The sequence below is a fragment of the Arthrobacter sp. 05L417 genome (genome assembly GCF_056397865.1).
This window is the reverse complement of record NZ_JBFTOG010000009.1, coordinates 111,910-131,069: the sequence shown is the minus strand read 5'-3', so window position 1 is coordinate 131,069 and position 19,160 is coordinate 111,910. Positions and strand designations below refer to the sequence as shown.

The 19,160-nt window shown below is 60.5% G+C and carries 21 protein-coding genes; 7 read left to right on the top strand and 14 right to left on the bottom strand.

Going from position 1 to position 19,160, the window contains the following annotated elements:
- Positions 1 to 277: 277 nt before the first annotated feature.
- Positions 278 to 529, bottom strand: a complete 252-nt coding sequence (locus AC1DJW_RS10000) for a hypothetical protein (RefSeq protein ID WP_476901312.1) — start codon at positions 527 to 529, stop codon at positions 278 to 280.
- A 177-nt stretch (positions 530 to 706) separates the two neighbouring features.
- Between AC1DJW_RS10000 and AC1DJW_RS09995 the strand changes: the two genes are divergently transcribed.
- Positions 707 to 949: a pyrroline-5-carboxylate reductase dimerization domain-containing protein gene (locus AC1DJW_RS09995; protein ID WP_476901311.1), complete on the top strand. Its 243-nt coding sequence runs from the start codon at positions 707 to 709 to the stop codon at positions 947 to 949.
- A 202-nt stretch (positions 950 to 1,151) separates the two neighbouring features.
- Here AC1DJW_RS09995 and AC1DJW_RS09990 read toward each other — a convergent pair whose 3' ends face one another.
- From AC1DJW_RS09990 to AC1DJW_RS09930, 13 genes are all read right to left on the bottom strand, one after another.
- Positions 1,152 to 1,952, bottom strand: coding sequence for a DeoR/GlpR family DNA-binding transcription regulator (locus tag AC1DJW_RS09990; RefSeq protein WP_476901310.1), 801 nt, complete (start codon positions 1,950 to 1,952; stop codon positions 1,152 to 1,154).
- Between the two features lie 179 nt (positions 1,953 to 2,131).
- Entirely contained in the window at positions 2,132 to 2,584 is a 453-nt protein-coding gene (locus tag AC1DJW_RS09985) for a VOC family protein (RefSeq protein WP_476901309.1), read from the bottom strand.
- Positions 2,585 to 2,747: 163 nt separating this feature from the next.
- Entirely contained in the window at positions 2,748 to 3,497 is a 750-nt protein-coding gene (locus AC1DJW_RS09980; RefSeq protein ID WP_476901308.1) for an SDR family NAD(P)-dependent oxidoreductase, read from the bottom strand.
- Positions 3,498 to 3,631: 134 nt separating this feature from the next.
- The gene (locus AC1DJW_RS09975; RefSeq protein ID WP_476901307.1) at positions 3,632 to 4,618 is read right to left on the bottom strand and encodes a Gfo/Idh/MocA family protein; all 987 of its coding nucleotides are present in this window, start codon (positions 4,616 to 4,618) and stop codon (positions 3,632 to 3,634) included.
- Positions 4,615 to 5,472, bottom strand: coding sequence for a carbohydrate ABC transporter permease (locus tag AC1DJW_RS09970; RefSeq protein ID WP_461836371.1), 858 nt, complete (start codon positions 5,470 to 5,472; stop codon positions 4,615 to 4,617). The genes AC1DJW_RS09975 and AC1DJW_RS09970 overlap by 4 nt, the downstream gene beginning before the upstream one ends.
- Complete coding sequence (locus AC1DJW_RS09965) at positions 5,469 to 6,383, bottom strand: carbohydrate ABC transporter permease (protein ID WP_441438058.1); 915 nt, start codon at positions 6,381 to 6,383, stop codon at positions 5,469 to 5,471. The genes AC1DJW_RS09970 and AC1DJW_RS09965 overlap by 4 nt, the downstream gene beginning before the upstream one ends.
- Before the next feature lie 55 nt (positions 6,384 to 6,438).
- Positions 6,439 to 7,701, bottom strand: a complete 1,263-nt coding sequence (locus tag AC1DJW_RS09960; RefSeq protein WP_476901306.1) for an ABC transporter substrate-binding protein — start codon at positions 7,699 to 7,701, stop codon at positions 6,439 to 6,441.
- Between the two features lie 206 nt (positions 7,702 to 7,907).
- Positions 7,908 to 9,083 carry an MFS transporter gene (locus AC1DJW_RS09955; protein ID WP_476901317.1) on the bottom strand — a complete coding sequence of 392 codons (1,176 nt, stop codon included), beginning with the start codon at positions 9,081 to 9,083 and terminating at the stop codon, positions 7,908 to 7,910.
- A gap of 190 nt (positions 9,084 to 9,273) precedes the next feature.
- Positions 9,274 to 10,266 carry a Gfo/Idh/MocA family protein gene (locus tag AC1DJW_RS09950; protein ID WP_476901305.1) on the bottom strand — a complete coding sequence of 331 codons (993 nt, stop codon included), beginning with the start codon at positions 10,264 to 10,266 and terminating at the stop codon, positions 9,274 to 9,276.
- Entirely contained in the window at positions 10,266 to 11,165 is a 900-nt protein-coding gene (locus AC1DJW_RS09945; protein ID WP_476901304.1) for a sugar phosphate isomerase/epimerase family protein, read from the bottom strand. The genes AC1DJW_RS09950 and AC1DJW_RS09945 overlap by 1 nt, the downstream gene beginning before the upstream one ends.
- Positions 11,156 to 11,737, bottom strand: a complete 582-nt coding sequence (locus tag AC1DJW_RS09940) for a VOC family protein (protein WP_461836367.1) — start codon at positions 11,735 to 11,737, stop codon at positions 11,156 to 11,158. The genes AC1DJW_RS09945 and AC1DJW_RS09940 overlap by 10 nt, the downstream gene beginning before the upstream one ends.
- Positions 11,734 to 12,729 carry a LacI family DNA-binding transcriptional regulator gene (locus AC1DJW_RS09935; RefSeq protein ID WP_059389053.1) on the bottom strand — a complete coding sequence of 332 codons (996 nt, stop codon included), beginning with the start codon at positions 12,727 to 12,729 and terminating at the stop codon, positions 11,734 to 11,736. The genes AC1DJW_RS09940 and AC1DJW_RS09935 overlap by 4 nt, the downstream gene beginning before the upstream one ends.
- Complete coding sequence (locus AC1DJW_RS09930; RefSeq protein ID WP_476901303.1) at positions 12,722 to 13,708, bottom strand: Gfo/Idh/MocA family protein; 987 nt, start codon at positions 13,706 to 13,708, stop codon at positions 12,722 to 12,724. Before AC1DJW_RS09930 ends, AC1DJW_RS09935 begins: the two co-directional genes overlap by 8 nt.
- A gap of 141 nt (positions 13,709 to 13,849) precedes the next feature.
- Here AC1DJW_RS09930 and AC1DJW_RS09925 point away from each other — a divergent pair, with 141 nt between their 5' ends.
- The 6 genes from AC1DJW_RS09925 to AC1DJW_RS09900 all read left to right on the top strand — a co-directional run bounded on the left by AC1DJW_RS09925 (position 13,850) and on the right by AC1DJW_RS09900 (position 19,093).
- Entirely contained in the window at positions 13,850 to 14,497 is a 648-nt protein-coding gene (locus AC1DJW_RS09925; protein ID WP_476901302.1) for a bifunctional 4-hydroxy-2-oxoglutarate aldolase/2-dehydro-3-deoxy-phosphogluconate aldolase, read from the top strand.
- Positions 14,494 to 15,042, top strand: coding sequence for a P-loop nucleotide/nucleoside kinase family protein (locus AC1DJW_RS09920; RefSeq protein WP_476901301.1), 549 nt, complete (start codon positions 14,494 to 14,496; stop codon positions 15,040 to 15,042). The genes AC1DJW_RS09925 and AC1DJW_RS09920 overlap by 4 nt, the downstream gene beginning before the upstream one ends.
- A gap of 338 nt (positions 15,043 to 15,380) precedes the next feature.
- Positions 15,381 to 16,796, top strand: a complete 1,416-nt coding sequence (locus AC1DJW_RS09915; RefSeq protein ID WP_476901300.1) for an MFS transporter — start codon at positions 15,381 to 15,383, stop codon at positions 16,794 to 16,796.
- 175 nt (positions 16,797 to 16,971) lie between these two features.
- Positions 16,972 to 17,784 carry a sugar phosphate isomerase/epimerase family protein gene (locus tag AC1DJW_RS09910; RefSeq protein WP_476901316.1) on the top strand — a complete coding sequence of 271 codons (813 nt, stop codon included), beginning with the start codon at positions 16,972 to 16,974 and terminating at the stop codon, positions 17,782 to 17,784.
- A 155-nt stretch (positions 17,785 to 17,939) separates the two neighbouring features.
- Positions 17,940 to 18,740: an SDR family NAD(P)-dependent oxidoreductase gene (locus tag AC1DJW_RS09905; protein ID WP_476901299.1), complete on the top strand. Its 801-nt coding sequence runs from the start codon at positions 17,940 to 17,942 to the stop codon at positions 18,738 to 18,740.
- A gap of 95 nt (positions 18,741 to 18,835) precedes the next feature.
- Positions 18,836 to 19,093 (top strand): GNAT family N-acetyltransferase, encoded by a 258-nt coding sequence (locus tag AC1DJW_RS09900; protein ID WP_476901315.1) that lies wholly within the window; start codon positions 18,836 to 18,838, stop codon positions 19,091 to 19,093.
- The last annotated feature ends 67 nt before the right edge of the window (positions 19,094 to 19,160 follow it).

Here is a 19,160-nt window from a genome sequence, read left to right as displayed (position 1 = left end):
GCGTCGAAGCGTGCTTCCGCAACCAGTCCACCAACGGGTTTAAGGTCGGAGAGGGTCAACTGGTATCCAGCGGCTAGGAGTCGTGGGGCGAGGCCACGGCCGATGTTCCCGCCGGCACCGGTCATAACGACGCGCGTACCCCTTGGCGCGGTGGCGGCATGGTTTCCGTAATTCATTACGTTCCTTTCCGGAAATCGGGACATGCTGGAGGGTTTCTCCGGCATGCCCTGATCCGGGTCTTCGACAGGTTCGTTGCCTCGAGCACGCCTGGCTTGCCTCACGGGCGGCTAGATCGGGCCAGCACCGGCGTGTCTGGCGAGACCTCGGCCGGATGATCGACGGGGTGACATTTCTGCCTTGACGGCAGCGGGCGGCAGGGCAGATCAATGCGCCAGGAGCGCGCCCCTTCAGCCTCCGACGCCAGCGCCAGTTGGCAAAGTGCATTCGCGGAGAAGTCCGCCGATACCTTCGGCATCGGATTCACAGAGGAGGCCGTCCTCGAGGCGAGCGTCATGTTGAAGCCGCTCACGGGGGGCATGATGTTGCGACGGCCTTGGGGGCAGCATCCGGAATTTACGACGCACTCACCTTCACATCGAAACAATAGGCGACATCACCTACCTGCAGTGGGAGGCAGAAGCACTCGGTGGCACCAAGATGTTCGGCCTCTCTGTCCTGACCAAGGATATCGAGGGCAAGATCAAGCATGCCGCGATCCACCACCGTCCGCTCGGGCCGTCAGGGCGGCCGAGTTGAATTGGGATTCTCACCGGAACAGGCAAGGCAGTTGGCCGAACACACCTTTGTGGGAGCGGCGGCAGTGATGCAAGACTCTGGCGAAACGGCCATCGAGCTACTTGGCCACTTCAGCAACCCGGCAGGAACCTCTATTCGGGCCGTGGCAGGGCCCGCCTCTCGCGCTGACGGAATCTCCACTATCGGCTTTTGAACCGGACGAGTAGAGCTGAGTTTGATGATGCTCTCACCCGCCATGCCCCATACATCTGCTTCTGCTGTGGCATAGTGATGGCGGACATGCAGTCCCATTTGTGGGCCATTTCCGCCAGAAACTCATCGGCTTGCTAGATCCCACATGCTGAAGTCGGGTGTGTTTACGATGAAAACTCGCGTACGGGATTGGACTTGGGCCCTCATCCGTCGAAAGTAGCCAAGCGGACGCTAACACCGAGTTGTCGGATGTTGTTTTGCACGTCTAGTGGTAGTTGATCGTCAGTTACGACAGCATCGAGCCTTTGCAAAGGTGCAACGTTGAAAAGGGAGACGGCGCCGAACGTGGTGCTGTCCGCGAGTAGGAACGTCGAGGACGACGCTTTGAGAGCTGCCCGTTTTACCTCGATTTCGTCCACGGAAGGCGCCATGAGACCCCTGGAAATGTTCCACGTCCGGCTGCTGAGGAAGGACAAATCAATGTTGACGAATTTGAGCATTTCGGTCGCGAGGGGCCCCTGACTGGAAGCGCTCGCTGGGTCCACTACTCCGCCAGTGTGGATGGTTTCTATGTTCGGGTAGGCGAACAAGCTTGTGACGATGTAGAAGTCGTTGGTTACTACGGTAAGGTGCCGGCGCGCGGCGAGGAAAGGCACGAGTGATCGACACGCGGTGCCGGCGTCGAGGAAGACAACCATGTCATCCTTTATCGATTGGGCTGCGAGCTTGGCAATCGCCTTTTCGCGCGCGGCTCCGGGTTGGGCCCGAAGTTTGGGTTCCCTTGGAGGTTCCTGGCCGTGCTGCTTTGTGAGCCGAACACCACCACGGACTGAGCTCACTTGGCCAGTGGACTCCAGGGCAGTGATGTCACGACGGACCGTCATGTGAGAGACATTCATATAGGCCGTGAGGCCGCGGACACTCAGAATGCCCTCCTGCCGCAGGAGGCGGAGGATTTCTTGGTGCCTCTGCTCGGGAATCATGGATCGGGCTGCTGGACTCACGAGGTTCCCTTCAAAGGTGCCGACCGGCACCATGAGCGGGCGCGTAGAGGTTTGATGCGTGACGGCGGCTTTTCGTCTGAACCGTCAAGTAGCCCCTGTTTTCTTGCGTATCGTCTACGGCCCGATATGCGCACCTGGCGTCCGAGGATTCCGGGCATGTTCTTCTGGGTCCCGATGGCTCAAGACTTGTCGCTTCCCTGCCAGTCGGGCGCCTGAATGAGCTCCACCCGATTTCCGTCTGGATCGAGGAGGTAGACCAGCCACCCGCCTGCAATGGGGCCTGAGGCCGGGGCAACGGGTTCGGATACCGCCTCGTAACCAAGAGCTGTCATCTTGGCGTAAACCTGCCGTACGTCGATGTCTGTGAAGGCAAGGTGTGCCGTGCCCGGCTGCGCCTCTGATGGGTCGACTGCGGGCAGTAGAGGCTCGGCATAGGCAAGTTCCAGCCGGAAGGCTCCGTCACCTGTAGCGAGAAGCATGGCTTTGACCTTTACGTTGGGACGGCCGTAAAGTTCGCCGATGTATGGTCCCGACGTCCACGCATCCAAGCGGGTCAGTCCAAGGCCATCCACGTAGAATCGCGCGCTGCGCTCCATATCCGTTACGTGCAGGGCAGTGTGATGATGTCGCATTAAGTGTCTCCTTGGTGGGTCAAGGACTTCCTACTCGTCTCCGATTGTTGAATTGCTTTGCAGGAGATGAGACCAGCCTTGAAGCGTTGATATTGGATGGGTTAGGGGCATGGGCATAGCAGCGCTGGGCGACGGTATGTGAGAAGCCCCGTGCCGGTTGGTTTTAGGTTCCGATTCCCAGGTGTGCTCCGCCTGCCACATCGAGGGAAACGCCTGTGATGTAGCGGTTGTCGGGATCGGCGAGGAAGAGGATGGCGCGGGCGACTTCGTCGGGTTCGGCGAAGCGGCGCATCGGCAGTTGTGCGGCCCGCTTCGCCCGGTTGGCAGCCGCGTCCGGTCCGGAGTCTTTCGCGAATTGTGCCCACATGGGTGTGTTCACCGGGCCTGGTGCGATGGCGTTAACGGAGATGCCCTTGGGCCCGAGCAGCTCGGCGAATGACCACATGATGTGAAGTACCGCTAGCTTGCTCGCGTTGTACGGCAGGTAGTTGAGGCGTGCTTCCTTGGCCGCAACGGAGGACAGGACCACGATGGCGCCGGCGGTGCCGGACTCGAGCATCGATTTGGCTGTTTCCCGCACCATCGTGAAGGTCGCGGAGGCGTTGATCCTCAGAATGGAGTCGAACTCTTCGGTTGTTGTCTCCATAATGCCGGGGGTGGGGCCGAGCACTCCCGCTGCGTGGATCAGGACATCAATGCGGCCGTGTTTGGATGCGATGTCCTGGATTGCGGCTGCGCATTGCTGTTCCGAGGTGATGTCGAGGGGGTAGAACGCCTCCAAGGGCTGGTCCTCTTTGGGGGAACGGTCAGCGCCAATGACGATGGCGCCTGCAGCTTTGAGTGCGCTGACAGCGGCGTCCCCGATTCCGCCGCTGGATCCGGTTACCAGAACCACCTGGTCTTTGAGGCTCATTTGATATCGCTTCCATGAATGTGGGTGCACCGCGGTCCCCCCGCGGCTGGAGTGTGAGGTGATCGTTTCATGTTCATTTCCTTAGTTGAGATTGCTCGGTTCGGCCGGTCGCCATGTGGTCAGGTTTGATGATGCTACGGGGCGAGCTCGTCCTTAGCTCGGGAGGCTACCGCTGCCAGGAGGGCATCGGCGATTTCGGTGGCGCGGAGTGCCTGGGCGAATGTGACTGCAGGGGTTTCACCCGAGCAGAACCTCAGAGCCGACTCGGCCTGGCGAAGGAAGAGGTCCGAGGGATCGAAGGTCTTCTCGTACTGGCTGCCGTCCCGTTCCCACGCGTGGAGGGAATCGTTGGACCACAGCATCCGGCCGGTGCTTGCCAGGACATCGACGGTGAGGCTCCAGTCCCCTTGGTTGAGACCTTGAGACTCCTGCCAGGGAGACCAGTAGCTCTGAAGGTTAAACACCGTGCCCTCAGGAAATTCGAGGGTGGCGACGACGTGCTCGGGCACCGGCGAGCCGTACAGGCTGCTGCTGGCGCTGGTGGCCAGTACTTTCGGGTCGCCGTCGAACCAGGAGGAGACTAGTTCGATGGCGTGAATGCCGTTGATGACGGCGACGCCGCCCTCTTTCGGGTCGGCGCGCCACGAGTCGACCTTCTGTTTATGGGCCACGGAGCGGACGGACACGGCGACCACGGCGTGGCCCCTTACCCATTGAGAGACAAGGGGTGCGGCGGGATGCTGGTGGAGCGTGTACCCGACCATGAGGCGCTCGTTGACGCCGGATGAAGCGGCCAGGACGGCCGCGCCTTCGGTATCTGCGGCTACCGGCTTTTCGGTCAGCACACGGAATCCCCTGTTGAGAAGGTCTGCACAAACGTCCGGTTGCATCGTGGTTGGGAGGGCAACGACGACTAGGTCCAGGTGCTCGGGGCGGAGTGCCTCTGTGCTGGGTAGCAGCACTGCGCCCAGTTCCTGGGCGAGTGGGTAGGCGCGGTCATCCTTGTCAACAAGGAAGACGACGTTGGCACCGGCTGCGGCGAATGCTCGTGTGTGTCGTGATCCCGCCCAGCCGGCTGCTCCTACGACGGCGACGCGGGGAGCATGTTCCGTTACGGTCATGATTTGACGCCTCCCGAGGTCAGGCCGGCGATGAACCAGCGTTGGAAGGCGGCGAAGATGCCCAGGACGGGTACGAAGGCGACGATGACGAAGGCGCCGAAGGCGGCCCAGAAGTTGCCGTAGCCGGTGGAGATGTAGCGGACGATGCCGTTTTGCACGGTCTTCATGTCCTCGGTTGTTGCCAGGACGGTCCCGACGAGGAAGTCGTTCCAGACGAATACGAAGATGAAGATCGCAACGGCTGCTATGCCGGGACGGATCAGGGGCAGGACGATCCTCAGGAGGATTTGGCGTCGGTTGCAGCCATCGATCGCTGCTGCTTCTTCGATCTCAACGGGGATGTTTTCGATGAAGTTGCGCAGGAACAGGATCGTTTGTCCGCAGATGATGCCCGTGTAGACCACGATCAGCAGAGGGTAGGTGTTGATGAGCGCGGTTTTTACGAACATGGAGTAGAGCGCAATGAAAACGACGACGCCTGGGACCATGGACAGCACGAGGATTGAGGTCATGAGGCTTTCCATGCGTCGGCCCCGGTAGCGGGTCGCGACGTACGCTGCGGGGACGCAGACGGCCAGGGCAAGGATGATCGAACCGATGGCGTAGATCAGCGAGTTCAGGAAAAAGCGGATGTTGGTGGAGGTGAACAGTCCGCCGTAGCTGTCGAACGAGAACGGATTCGGTATCCACACAGGTGGGAAAGCGACCGTGTTCGCATCGGTTTTCAGGGACGTCGATAAAATCCACAGGATGGGTGGCAGCACCAGGGCGGCGGTGACTGCGACGACTGCCCAGATGGGTAGCCGCCGCAGAATATGCCCGGGTCGGCGGCGTGCCGGAATGGTGGCAGTCACAGGGTTTCCTTCCGTCGGAAGCGGATCGCTACCAGGGTCAAGGCGATGTTGATAGCGAAGAGCAAAATAGCTGCGGCGGAGGCGCCGGAGAGGTCGAAGTCCTGGAACGTCTTGTTGAATACCCGCATGGAGAGCGTTTCCGTTCCGCCCAGCGGGCCGCCGCGGGTGGTGACCAGGATGATGGTCACCATCTGCACATACAGCATCAGGAGGACGACGACGACGGAAACGATGGTGTTCCGAAGAAAGGGAAGTGTGATGTTCACGAATCCCTGCCAAACGTTTCCGCCATCCACCCGCAGGCTCTCGTAAAGTTCGGTTGGCACAGTCTGAAGCGCCCCGAGGAAGAGGACCATCGCCTGGGGATAGGACCACCACGCGGTGATAAGCGTTAGCGCCAGCAGTGCAGAACCCGGCGTGGAGAACGCATCGGCGGGGCCGAAGCCAAGGGCTTTTGTGATGGCTGTCCCGGGGCCGTAGGTGGGGTTGAGGAACCACAGCCAGAGGGTGCCAACTGTGGCTTGTGACATCAGCCACGGAAGCAGGAACAGACTCCGAACCGTCCGCTTGAAGCGGATGATTTTATTCAGGACCACCGCTGAGACAAAGCCGAGTGGCAATGCAATAGCCAGTGCGCCGAGTGAGAAGACAAGGGTGGTGCCGATCTGTTTGGGAAGGTCCTTGTCGGTGAAAAGTTTGGTGAACGACTTTAGTCCCGAGAAGTCCTTGATTTGGTAGTACGTGGTTTCGTGGAGCGCCGTCCAGGCTGTGAAGAGCAGGGGCCCGACGAAGACGAAAAGGAAAACTGCAACGACCGGGATGACGTAGAGCCAGACCGCGCGGTCCTTCCGCGCAGGCCGTACACGGGGATCGGTACTCCGTGCTGCGCGTCGTTCTTGTGTCACTGACATGGGATTCGCTTTCCTGGGACCAGGTTTACGTGATTAGTCCTGTCCGGGCGGGGGCTCATTTGTTGGCCGCGTCCTGGGCAGACTTCATGAAATCGTCGGCCGACGAGTTGTTCAGGTACAGCTGCTGTCCGGCGTTGGCGAGGCCACCGGCAATCGCGATCCAGTTGTCGGGGTAGATGTGTGGCTCGCTGTGATCTTTGACGAAGTTACTGACGTCCAGCACGGTCTTGGCCGCAGGAGTGGTGAAGTAAGGCTCCTGGAACGTCGACGAGCGGGTGGGTACGTCACCCCCGGTTGCCATGAGCGCCCCGGCTTTCGGGCTGGTCATGTATTGGATGAACTTCCAGGCCGCCTTGGCATGCTTGCTTCCGGCACCGATGCCAAGGGTCCAGCCGAACGTCGATCCCGTATCCGAGCCGTTTGACGTTTTGGGCAGGGTGGCCGACTTGATGTCCGGGTTGGCCTTCTGCAGGGTCAAGAGGCGTTCCGTTCCGAGGGCAGACATGGCAACAGTGCCGTTTTGGAGGCCGTCAGCAACCGTCGAGTACTGGTCCCCCACAACGCTCGGTGGCATGCCTCCGGCATTTTTGAGCTTCACGAGGAAATCCGCGAATTCTTTACCCTTTTCAGTGTTAAAGCTGGCTTTGCCGTCCTGATTGGAGATGGCCTGCCCCACCTCGCTCATGAAGCAATCGAAGAAGGTCGAGATGATCGCCGAGTTGTCGACCCCGGAGAACCCCGTCCCGAACCCGGTAAATCCCGCCTTCGCTGCCTTCCCAGCAACCTCGGCGACCTGGTCCCAGGTGGTGGGTACGGCAGCTCCGATCTGCTTGAGGATCTTGTCGTTGTAATAGAGCGTGCATGTGCGGTAGTCGTATGGGACGGCTACTTGCTTTCCGTCCTTGTCCGCCAGCTTGTCCACCGGGCGCAACCAGTCAGTGATCTGCTTGGCCTCCTCAGGAAGCGGCTGATAAACCTGCGCGGCAGCAATTTGGGGGACAACCGGGGCGAACATCTTCACGACATCCGGCGTCTGTCCCGCTGCTGCTGCCTGCGGGAGCCTGCTGATCATGTCCCCGAAGGACACGGTCGACAGCTGGACTGTGATGTTGGGATTTTCCTTGTGGAAGTTCTCGAGGTTTTGCTTCAGCGCCGCAGCCCTCGGGTTGTTCTGGCTGGGGTCCATAAAGTCCCAGTACGTCAACGTGACGGGACCGTCGTCGTTGTTGTTGCCGGAGTCGCCCGAACTGCCGGAGCAGCCGGTGAGCAGTGCCGCGGCAAGGGCAACAGCGGTCAAAGTACTTGCAGCTTTGATCATTTCGTCTCTCCTTTGAGATCGGTTGCATTTTCATCAGCGCGACTGAGATCGGTTGCTGAGATCGGTTGCACTAAACATAGGGTCGGGATCAGGGTCTGTCAAGGATTATTTAGCTCAGGTTTTGGAGTCCTTGGTTCCGGTCGCTGGCGAGGGGTCTATCGTTTTTGAGTTGCCGGCATCAGGGATCGCCGAAGTCCTTGTTGCTTTCAACGACGAGCTGTTTCAGCCGGGAGTGCATCTTCAAGCACGCGCGGTCTGTTGATCATCAGGGCTCCCACGGTAAGCACGAGGAGCCAGGCTCCGAGCATGCCGAACGAGGGTAGCCAGTGGTCCCCTGGCTGATGCAGGAGACCAAAAAGGAATGGGCCGAGGCTTGCGAGGGTGTAGCCGACTCCCTGGGCGAACCCGGACAGTACCCCCGACCCGGTTTGTGTTCGTGCTCGCTTATTGATCATGGTAAACGCGAAGGAGTATGCGCCCTGACCAAGCCCGGCGATGGCTACCCACACTGCGGCAGAAGTTATCGGAGCAAAGATGATGCCTCCATAGCCGACCGAGAACGTGACGACGAACAGGATTGCGATAGGTAGCGGGCGAGGCATCCTTACCACAGCAAAAGGCACAACAAGGCCGACCGGCAGGCCGAGGATGGAATAGAGCGCCAACATAAACCCGGCGGTTCCCGGACTCATCCCTCTGTCTATAAGAACAACCGGAAGCCATGTAAGGGCAGCAAACGTGTTGCCCGAGCAACCCGCGAAGATTAGTGCCGTACCCCAGCCAATCGATGATCTCCAGGGCTTGATCACGCTGGTGCGGGGCGGCGGTACTTCGCTGGTTGGCGGTTTCCTGACGCGGGCAGCCGTACGCCTGCCCGCAAGGACCGTCAGCCAGGGTACCGTTGCGGCGGCGCTGATTACCGCCCAGATACCCATGGAGAACCGCCAGCCATACATACCCGCCAAGGGTATGGCGGCTTGGGCGGCCACGGCGGTGCTGACGGCGAGGAGTGTCACGTGGAGGGCCGGGAGGATCCCGATTTTATCGGGGAAATACTTCATCAGCAGCGGCGGAATCACCACGTTTACCACCCCGATCCCCAGCATGGCGACACAGGTGAACACCAAAAAGGCGAGGGTAGTCGACCCCAGTGCGCGTCCGATCTGGCCGAGTGTTGTCAGCAGGATTGACACCAGCAGCAGGTGTTCGGGCTGGGTACGGCGGATCAGAGGGACAGCCAGGAAGCCCATCGCTGCGAAGCCGGCGGTCGGCAGCATACCAAGGATCCCGGTCGTCACGGCGTCGAGGGGTAGGTCACCGCTTATTGGACCAAGGAGTGGGGATACTGCCGAAACCGCCTGTCTGGCGCTGAACGCGACCAGCAGGATGCCAACGAGAGGGGTGAGCCGGCCGCGCAGCGGTTGTCGTCCCGCTCCCCCGATTTTCGGGTTGCTCTGGCGGAGGCGGTTTGGAGCTATTTTGTGCCTCCCTATGCTCAGCGGCTTGCGGAGGCCGTGGTTTCAACAGTTCTCGGTGCAAGCCCCAACCCGAAGGATGGGCGAGCTTGGTTGTTCAGCTTCCGTTCACTGCGTGGCTGGCCCATTCCCGACCGGCTTGTTCCTCCGTCGGGAGCCCGGATGCGGCGAGGATCCGGTCGAGCAGGCGTTGGGTGTGAACGGCTTCACGGCCTGAGGTCAGTGGCTGTTGCCTGTCAGCGACGCGGTCCAGGAAATGGTGAACGGCGGCGGAAAATCCGAGAGTGTCCGTCGCGGTGGCCCAGCCATACGCCTCGGCGCTGAGTTCCCGGGATGTGGTGACGCCCTTGACTGTGGTCGAGACTGTTTCGGGCGCCCTGACCTCTACTGTCTTTCCGTCACCATAGGCATCCAACTTCTCGTTCCACGCTCCTGCTGTGCGGGCGGCCATCAGGACGCCCGTGTTCCCGGTGCTGAAGCGGATGGTTGCTGCGACGCCGTCTTCTTCCCAGGGGTCGTCACCGGCGGCGTGGGCGGCGACGTGCTCGGGTTCGCCGCCGCAGTACCAGCGGAGAAGATCGACCATATGGATGGCATTTTCGAATGTTGCACGGTATTCGGAGCCCGGGCGGTTTTTCTGGGCGACGCAGAAGGTGGCGCCTTTGGTACCGAAAACTTCCCGGCCGGCAGTGTAGACCGGAGCGTAGCGGCGGTTGAAGTCGACCATCAGGATGCGGCCGCGCTCGTCGGCGAGATCTGCCAGACGTTCTGCCTCATCGGTTGCCGGAGCCAACGGTTTTTCGCAGAACACGTCGACATCACGGCTCAGGCATAGCTGGACGGCGTGGGCGTGCTCGGAACGTGGCGTCAGCACGAAGACTGCATCCAGCTCCTGGGAATCCAGCATGTCCTCCACCGTTTTGTAGGCTGCGTTGAAGCCCCAGCGCCTGACCAGGCTGCTTGGGTCCTCACGCCGTGACACCAAGGCGGCCAATTCGACGTCGGCACGTTGGACGAGGGTGGGCAATTGGGCAATGGTGGCGATATTGCCCGCGCCGATAACTCCGACGCGTAGACGGTTGGTGTTCATCAGGCGTTCCTTACTTCAGTCAGGTCAGAGAGCATGGCGCGAAGGACGGCGGCGGATTCCCGGAATCCGTCCTCGGGCGCGGGGAGGTCTTGAGGATGCCAGCGGTACTCGAGCTCGATGCTCAGCACGTCGTCGTAGCCGTGCTGCAGCAACGCGGCGAGGATGTCGGACCATGGAACGACGCCGCCTCCGACGACGCGCGACCTGACGGCCCGTTCGGACGCGTTGACCCGGGCCGTTTCCGTGGCGCGGAAAGCCGCGTTTGGGTTCGTGAAGACGAGGTCCTTCACGTGCACGTGACCGATCAGGTCCCCTTGAACAGCAAAGGCCTGTTCGAACGATTCGTCGTGCGTGAAGGTCAGGTTCGCCTGGTCATAGAGAACGCGGACCGCCGGATGGTCAATTTCCCGGACCAGGGCAGCGGTGGCCGCCGCGGTCTGGGTCATGGTGCCGAAGTGGTTTTCCACGCAGAGGCGAACGCCCGCCTGGCCAGCTTCGGGCGCCAGTGTCTCCAATGCTTCACGCAGTTTTGCCCAACGCGCCGCGTGGTCGTTGTCCCCAGGGTGCCAGGAACCGGCATAGACACGGACCCGGTCAGCGCCGAGCAGGTGTGCGGTTTCTATGGCGCCGCGAAATTCATCAACTGCTGTGCGCCATTCCGCGTCGTACAGTGAGTTGATGGCGGTCGTGTAAGGCGTCAGACCTACGATGGGTATCCCTGCGGTATCGGCCGCCTTCATTGCCTCCACCGCAGCACGCCGGTCACCTAATGGCAACCCTGATTTGTAGTCATCCTGGTAGATGACTTCGGCTGCATCGAGCCCTGCGGCTCGGAAGAGATCAAGTGCTTGGGGAACCGTGTGGTCCGGGGTGCCTAGTGTGTGACCGGCTAGCCGCATTTGTTTATGTCCTTTCTGGAAGTGTTTGGAGGTGTTGCCCAGTCCGTGGGACCGACCAGCGGGGGCGGGGCTGCGACGCGGGATCGGTCCACGATTTCCATCAGCAATCCCCATGGGGTGATGAAGTAGGTCCAGCGGTTGCCGGCTACTCGGGGGCTGTCGCCGGCAACTTCTTTGCGTTCTCCGAGCACCCGTACTCCAGGTGTTGCCTGCAGCACTGCGATCGCTTCGTCGACGTCGTCCACGACGAAGCACAGGTGGTGGCCGCCGGCGTCGCAGTGCCGCGGCGGGGTATCACGCCGCTGAGTGCTGCTCCATTCGAAAAGCTCAATGTTGAGGTTTGGTGGCAGGCGCAGCATGGCGAGCGTGAGCTTGGCATCTGCCGGGACGTCGAAGTTTGTGGGCATGAATTCTTCATCGGGCCCGCGTTCGGAGCGGTAGAGCTCTTCGGCTCCGAGGACTTCGACGAAGAACCGGATGCCTTCGTCAAGGTTTGGAACCGTCAGGCCGACGTGGTCTGTGTGCTGAAGGCCCGGCAGGCGCCGGAGCGTTGACTCCTGCGCCCTGGTCATTTGCGTGGTCCAGAGGTGGAGCGGCGGACCAGAAGCTCAGGTTCGAGGACGATGTGGTCCACGGAGCCATCCGCGTTCTGCTTTTCAGCCAGTTCAATGGCGATGTGTCCCATGTCGGCGATCGGCTGGCGAACCGTCGTCAAAGGAGGGTTGAACCGGGCGCCGAGAGCGAGACCGTCGAACCCGATAACCGACACGTCTTCCGGTACCCGTACTCCACGTTGGCCGAGCGCCGAAATGACCGCAAAGGCCACCATGTCATTGGCGGCGATGATTGCCGTTGGAGGATTGTCCATCTCCAGGTAATGTTCTGCCCCGCGCGTGCCCGCATCCAGATCCGACCCGCTGTCCAGCACGACAGGTGCGTTGCCGCTCTCGGCGGACAGCTCCAAATAGGCGTCCATCCGGTCCTGGGCGGTGTGCGTCCCGGCAATGCCGGATACGTAGCCAATCGAGGTGTGCCCTAACGCGTGCAGGTGGTCCAGTGCGAGCCTGATTCCCTGGCGACTGTCGACGGTGACTGTGGGAACGGAGTCGTCACCTTCCACGCGGTCGATCACCACGACTTTATGGCCGAAGTCGAAGCGTTTCATGGCCTCGGTATCGACCTTTGTCGATGGAGCCACAATTCCGAAGGGGGCGTACATGGCCTGCATGGCGGTGAAGTATCCATCGGTCTTGGCAGGGTCACCATTGGTGACGCAGAGCAGCAGCTGGTAGCCGCGCTCGTCCGCCGCCTGCGTCATCGTCTTGGCAAGTTCAGCGAAGAACGGGTTGGTGATGTCAGGGACGATCAGCGGGATGAACGTGCTGGTTTTCCGGCGAAGCGCCTGGGCGAGTGGACTCATCGTGTAGCCGAGTCCCTCGGCGACCCGAAGGATGTGCTCGCGTGTTTCGCTCTTCACCGCCTCGGGGCGTGAGAAAGCCCGGGAGACCGTTGACCTATGGACACCAGCAGCTTTTGCAACGACGTCGATACTCAAGTCAGACATGTTCTCTTCCTCCGTGCTGGTTGTCATAGGCCTGCCAAATGGGGCGCATGACGTCTTCGAGCTGGGCCAACGTAGTCAGGCCCAGGAATCCATCATCCAGCGTCCGGGCGACGCTCCGCACGAACGGAGCATAAAGTGGGTCGCTGTCCACATTGATCTTGTCGACCTCCGTGGTGCCGTCCAGTGCCGTGAACGTAGCTGTGCCGTCCGAATCAACGGATGCGAATCCTGCCTCACCGACCGAGGTAAAGCTGCAGTAGCGCTTAAGCGGCGAACCAGGGAATGCGTAGCCAACCTCAACGATGGCTTCGCGTCCCTCTGGCGTCGTGATGATCAGGCTGGCATGATCCTCCACAGCCTGGTTGTGAAGAGCCGATGAGAGCCGGGAGTCCACACGCGCCACGGTCTCACCCGTGCCCCTAAGGAACAGATCGAGAAAATGTGGGCCCAGATTGGCCAGGCAACCCCCGCCAGCCTTGACAGGATCGAGCATCCAGGGATTGGCATTGTCGAGATACCGGGCTGGCGGGCCGGCAATGAACGAGGTTCGCTGGTACGTGGGCCGGCCTGCCTTGGCAAGCCATTGCTCTGTGGGTCCACCGCGCTGGACCAAGGGGACGGTGGCAGGCACGCCGGCTGCCTCGGCGGCTTGACGCACGGCGGAAAGCTCGTCAAGGGAAGTGCCCAACGGCTTCTCCACAACGAACGGAATACCGCGCTCGATCAACGCAAGACACTTTTCGGCCATACCGTCATGGGGGCCGAAGACATATGCGAGGCCGACGTCGGGGAGATCAACCAGCTTCCGCCAGTCGGCTTCAACCGGCGCCCCCCATCCTTCCGCCAGGTCCTGCACCTGGACGCGGGATACGTCGTCGTCACCGACTCCGATCACCTCGTGCTCTTCGGCAATGGCCGGCGCGCAAAGCGGAACATGCCAATGGGAAGCACCCAGAATGATTGTGCGTACGTGAGTCAACCGCAATACCCCCTTGTATGAGATCGGTTGCTGAGATCGGTTGCAATAACACTATGGATAGTGGGAAAGTTTGTCAACGACACTTCAACATTGCCCGGGCAATAGGAAACATCAACACGCCGGGGCGCAAGAAAGGCAAGCATGTACAAGAAACTTCGCACCCTGCAGACCATCGACGAATCCGGCGCCGTCCTGATCGTCCGCCTCCAGAACGCTGAGGTGGCAGAACGCGTGGCAGAAGCCGCCATCACCGGAGGCTTCCGAGCCCTTGAAATCACCCTCTCGATCCCAGGGGCGGTCGATGTGATCCGCAGGCTCGCCGCCAAGCACGGGCCCAACGGAGTAGCCATCGGCGCCGGAACGGTACTGGACGAGCACTCGGCCTACGAGTGCATCCGCGCCGGCGCTGAATTCCTGGTCAGCCCTCAACTGAACCCGGCAATGATCCGGACAGCGAACCGTTACCAGATACCCACCGTCAGCGGCGCCTACACGCCAACTGAGCTGGTCAACTCCGCCGAGGCGGGTGCCGACATCCTCAAGCTTTTCCCCACGGAAGCCGGAGGCATCCCCTACGTGAAATCCGTCCTCGCCCCACTCGCCCATCTGCCGATCATGCCGGCAGGCGGCGTGACCCTTGAGAACGTAGGCGAATGGTTTGCCGCCGGCGTCGCAGGTGTCGGCGTCGGCAGCTACGTGACTAAAGCATGGCAGCCGGATGGCGACTTCAACCGCGTCACCAAAGCCGCCAAGGAGTTCCTGTCAGCGGTGGCAGAGGCCCGCCGATGACCGCCCCCAGCGTCTTCATCGTCATTGGCCCGGCCGGCTCAGGTAAAACGACAGTTGCCCAGAAAACGGCAAGAGAGAACGGTGCCGCTTACCTGGACAAGGACAGGGTATGCGGACGATTTGTCGAGTTCGCCCTGAAAGCAACAGGACACGACCCCACCGACCGGGAATCCAACGACTACTACCGCGACAACCTGCTGCCCCTCGAATACGACACTCTCATGGACGTGACTGGAGCGAACCTGCGCCTCGGCCGGTCGGTAGTGATCGATGCCCCATTCGGCGCCTACTTTCAGGCACCCGACTTCCTGACCCGCGCAGCAGAGAAATTTCACTGGCCACCTTCCCAGACCACAGTCGTGCGGGTAAGGGTTCCCCAGGAACTTCTGCGGGAACGGCTTACCCGCCGCGGCCTGGAACGAGACCAATGGAAACTCTCGCACTGGGACGAATACTGGTGCACCTACGGAAGCCTCGAATGCGCGTGGTCCGGGGTGGAGTACCTGGACTTCAACAACGAAACACCGCTCCCGGCAGATGCGTGACTGCCGAACCTGGCCATCTTTCACTTTCACCCGAGGTCCAAGAGCAGCCCTTCTCAGGTCTGATGCCCTACTTTCTGTTCGGGAGGCCTGCTTCCAGAGCATAGATAGCGTCGCCGCCTGCTAGACGCCGGCGCGGCCCAGATTCGGAACGACCCCTTCAACAAGACGTTGACAACCGACTTTCATCACTCGTAAGGTTATTGCAACCGATCTCAGCAACCGATCTCATTGGTCGTGCTGATGAGTTAGAGAGCCGCAGTAAAGCAAATTTCGGGCAAGCATTAAGCGCCCTCACCCCATTACCCCTCCGCAGCAAATGTGAAAATATGGAGAGTTCAATGAAGACCTCAAAAGAAGCCGTCGGCAGGCCGGACCCTTCGGAGTATCCCGAAGTGTCCAAGCGTCCTCGCCGCAACGTGAATATGGTGGCAGGAACGATTGGCCACTTCGTGGAGTGGTACGACTGGTACATTTACGGCCTGCTCGCGGCTGTGTTCTCGGGACAGATTTTTCCAGGCGATTCCCCGTTCGCATCCCTAGTCGCAGCACTGCTCACCTACGCAGTAGGTTTTGTTGTGCGCCCGCTCAGCGGAGTCATCGTCTCCCCACTGGCCGACCGTTTCGGCCGGCGGCGCATCCTGACGCTGTCCATCTCCGGAATGGCGGTCGGCGCCCTGATCATCGGCCTCACACCCTCGTTTGCGACCATCGGCTATGCCGCACCGATTCTTTTCCTGGTGGCACGCATCCTCCAGGGAATCTCGGCCGGCAGTGAGGCGCAGAGCGCTATCGCATTCATGGTCGAACACGCCCCCGCGAACCGCAGGGGCCTGTTCGGTTCATTTTCCAATACGGCGAGCGGCCTGGCGACTCTCGCAGCTACCGGCGCCGCAGCAATGGTGACATCAGCCTTTGCCCCAGCGGACCTGGCCGCCTGGGGTTGGCGCGTCCCGTTCATCGCGGGCGGCATCCTCGGCGTCGTTGGCCTGATCTTGAGGGCACGGGCAGAAGAGACCCCCGAGTTTGAGGCAACGGCCCTTGTCGATCAAAAGTCCGCAGCGGCCCGCCTGATGGACCTGCTTCGCGAACATCCCAAGGCGCTGCTGCAGGCGGCTGCACTCTCTGCCCCGGCCGTGGCCTACTACACCTGGGCCACCTTCCTTCCCACCTACGCCAAACTGACCACCGGCCGGGACCTGGCATCCACGCTGACCGGGAATGTTATCGGGTTGGCCTTGCTCGTTGTCATCGTGCCGATCTGCGGTGCGCTGTCCGATCGGCTCGGCCGGCGCAAAATCTTCCCCATCGTCGGTGCCATCGGCATGATCGTTCTCTTCTACCCTCTCCTGCTTCTGCTCAACCAGCCCGGCTTTGGTGTCTACGTTCTGGTATCAGCCTCGGGATGGGTAGTTCTCGGTATCTGGCAGGCCGTCTACCCGACCATTGAGGCCGAGCTGTTTCCGGCGTCGGTACGTGTATCCGGGATCGGATTTGCACACCAGATCGTCATCGCCGTCTTCGGCGGTACAGCGCCACTGATCGCCGCTGCGTTCGTTGGCGCCGGACAGCCCATGCTTGTCGCGGTCTACATGATTGTCGTCGTCGCCCTGTGCCTCGTCGTTTACTTCACCTTGCCCGAGACCGGCAGCCGTACCGGCCGTGCCACAGTGGCGCTTGCTGACGCTGAGGTACTTGAAGGCGAGCACCTGCTGGTGGCTCCTTCGCATGCCACCGACGAGGCTAGGCGTTCCTAGTAGGCACGCTGGTACCAAGCCGCCGTAGCGGCTCGACCAAGCAAAAGGGGGCGTGTCCCCCGGGTCTCGTCGAGCCGCCTGGCTCGCGCTTGCGTTCCCTCGGCAGGGACCAAAATTCGTAGCGCGTTTACAAATAGGCGAAGAACAGAAGAGAGGATGCCTTCACGTGAACCAAATGATCATTAACACATTTTCCTATCTATGGTCATCTACGGCGATTGATGCCATAGCTGAATTGGTCGACAGTGGGTACAGAACTTTTGAAGTTCCGATCAGCTCGCCACATTGCTGGCCGGATGAAATAACCGCCCCTGAGCGTTCGGCAACTCGCGCGAGTCTCGTTGAGTACGGCGCAACCATCAGGTCACTGAACGCCGGTGGATATGACATCAACTTGGCCAGCCCGGGCGCCAACATGCGTCGCAAAAGCATCGAGCACATCAAATCGGTGATTGACCTGGCTGCGGCCTGGGATGTCCCCGAAGTCGTGATATCCCCGGGCACAAGACGCCCCATGATTTCACCTTCACTCGAAAAGACCTACGGGTGGATGTACGAGAGTCTGGAGAATCTGATTCCGCTGGCCAAGCAGGCCGGCACACGACTGCTCTTTGAAAACACTCCCTACTGCTTCACGCCTACCATCCAGGATCTGGCAGGCGTTGTAAGCACTATCAACGACGATGCAGTGAAGATTGTGTACGACGTCGCCAACGCTGCCTACATAGGAGAAGACCCCGTAAACGGCTTGCTCTCCTACCACGAAGCAATTGGACTTGTGCATATTTCTGATACGGGCACCGAAACCTGGGGCCATGATCCAATCGGCACCGGAGTGATCGACTGGAATGGATTGGGCACAGCCGTAAGGGAAACCTGCGGCGTCAATAACGTAGTCCTTGAAATCATTCGCGAAGAGAACCCCGTGCAGGAATTCGATAAGGCAATGCAGGATCTTAAGAATCAAGGCTGGGATCTGGGGTCTTAGCCCCTGGGTCGAGGTTGCGACGGGCTAGTCGATGTGTGTCTAAAGATAATGAAATCAGTTTCCACTGCCACTTTTATGGTGTAGACGGATGGCTCTACAGCCCGTGGGCCCTCTTCAGTTAAGAATGACTTCATATGAAACCCAGGTAAAAGGAAATGTGTGCAATGAGAGCTTTGGTAAGTGGCGGAAGCACCGGCATAGGCGCGTCTACCTGCGTGAGAATCGCGGAGGCCGCTCTGGCCCGGGGTGTGCACCCGATGATTGCCGTATGTGGACACGAATCGAACAGCAGCCAAGAGCAGGTTGTTCGTTCAATCCAGTCCATGGGTGGTACCGCCATCGCACTGGCAGGTGATCTCGGGGATCCCGATGTGCCAAGCCAGCTGGTCGGAGCTGCTGTAGCAGAATTCGGTGGCCTGGACGCATTGGTAGCAAACGCCGGAATCGCTAACCCCGGAGCCATATGCGACCTGTCCATTGAGGACTGGGACGGAATGTTCTCCGTCAACCTCCGCGGCGCGTGGCTTCTTGCCAAAGCGAGTTACCCGCACTTGAAGGACAGCAATGGCGCCGCCTGTTTCACCTCCTCCATGTCCGGCCAACAACCCCATGCTGGATCAGGTGCTTACAGCCCCAGCAAGGCTGCGTTGACGATGTTGGCGCAGACACTCGCGTTGGAATGGGCCCCTGACAGAATCCGTGTGAATGTGGTCTCCCCCGGCATGACTCACACCCGGATGACGGAAAAAATGTATGAAGATCCCCAAATCAAGAAGGCAAGGGAAGATATTATCCCGCTGGGAAGAATTGGCGATCCCATGGACATTGCGAACGTGATCGAATTTCTTGTGAGTCCGCTATCTGGTTATGTCACCGGCCAAGACATTTGTGTCGACGGTGGCTTCTCCAAATCTATCCTCAGCCATATTCCTGGACGACCCAGTTCCAAATCCTGAAGCCGAACTGTGCCGGCGCCCCCGAAAGTGGCCTAGGGCGTGTCTCCTAAAGCGGCTAGCCAGATGCTGACTGCTCGGAGAACCGCTCCTCCGCGATACGTGAGTGCGAGTTTGTCGTAGCGAGTGGCCAAGCCCTGCCATTGCTTGAAGGTATTACTGCCTGGGTCGAAGAAGTTATGGTGGCCGGGCAGGTGCGACGACAGGGGGTGGGGCAGGCCTTGATGACTGAGGCCGAGTTGTGGGGGCCGGAGCAAGGCGCTGCCTATGTCTCTCTAGCGAGCCGGCGGGCAGGCGGGTTCTACCGTGCGCTGGCTTATGGGGACGCCGCGACCTTCTTCAAGAAGCCCCTTTGATTCCGGCATCATCGAATAGTCGGCACAACTCGGTCATTGATAGACCCTGACACTCGTGTGGCCGAGG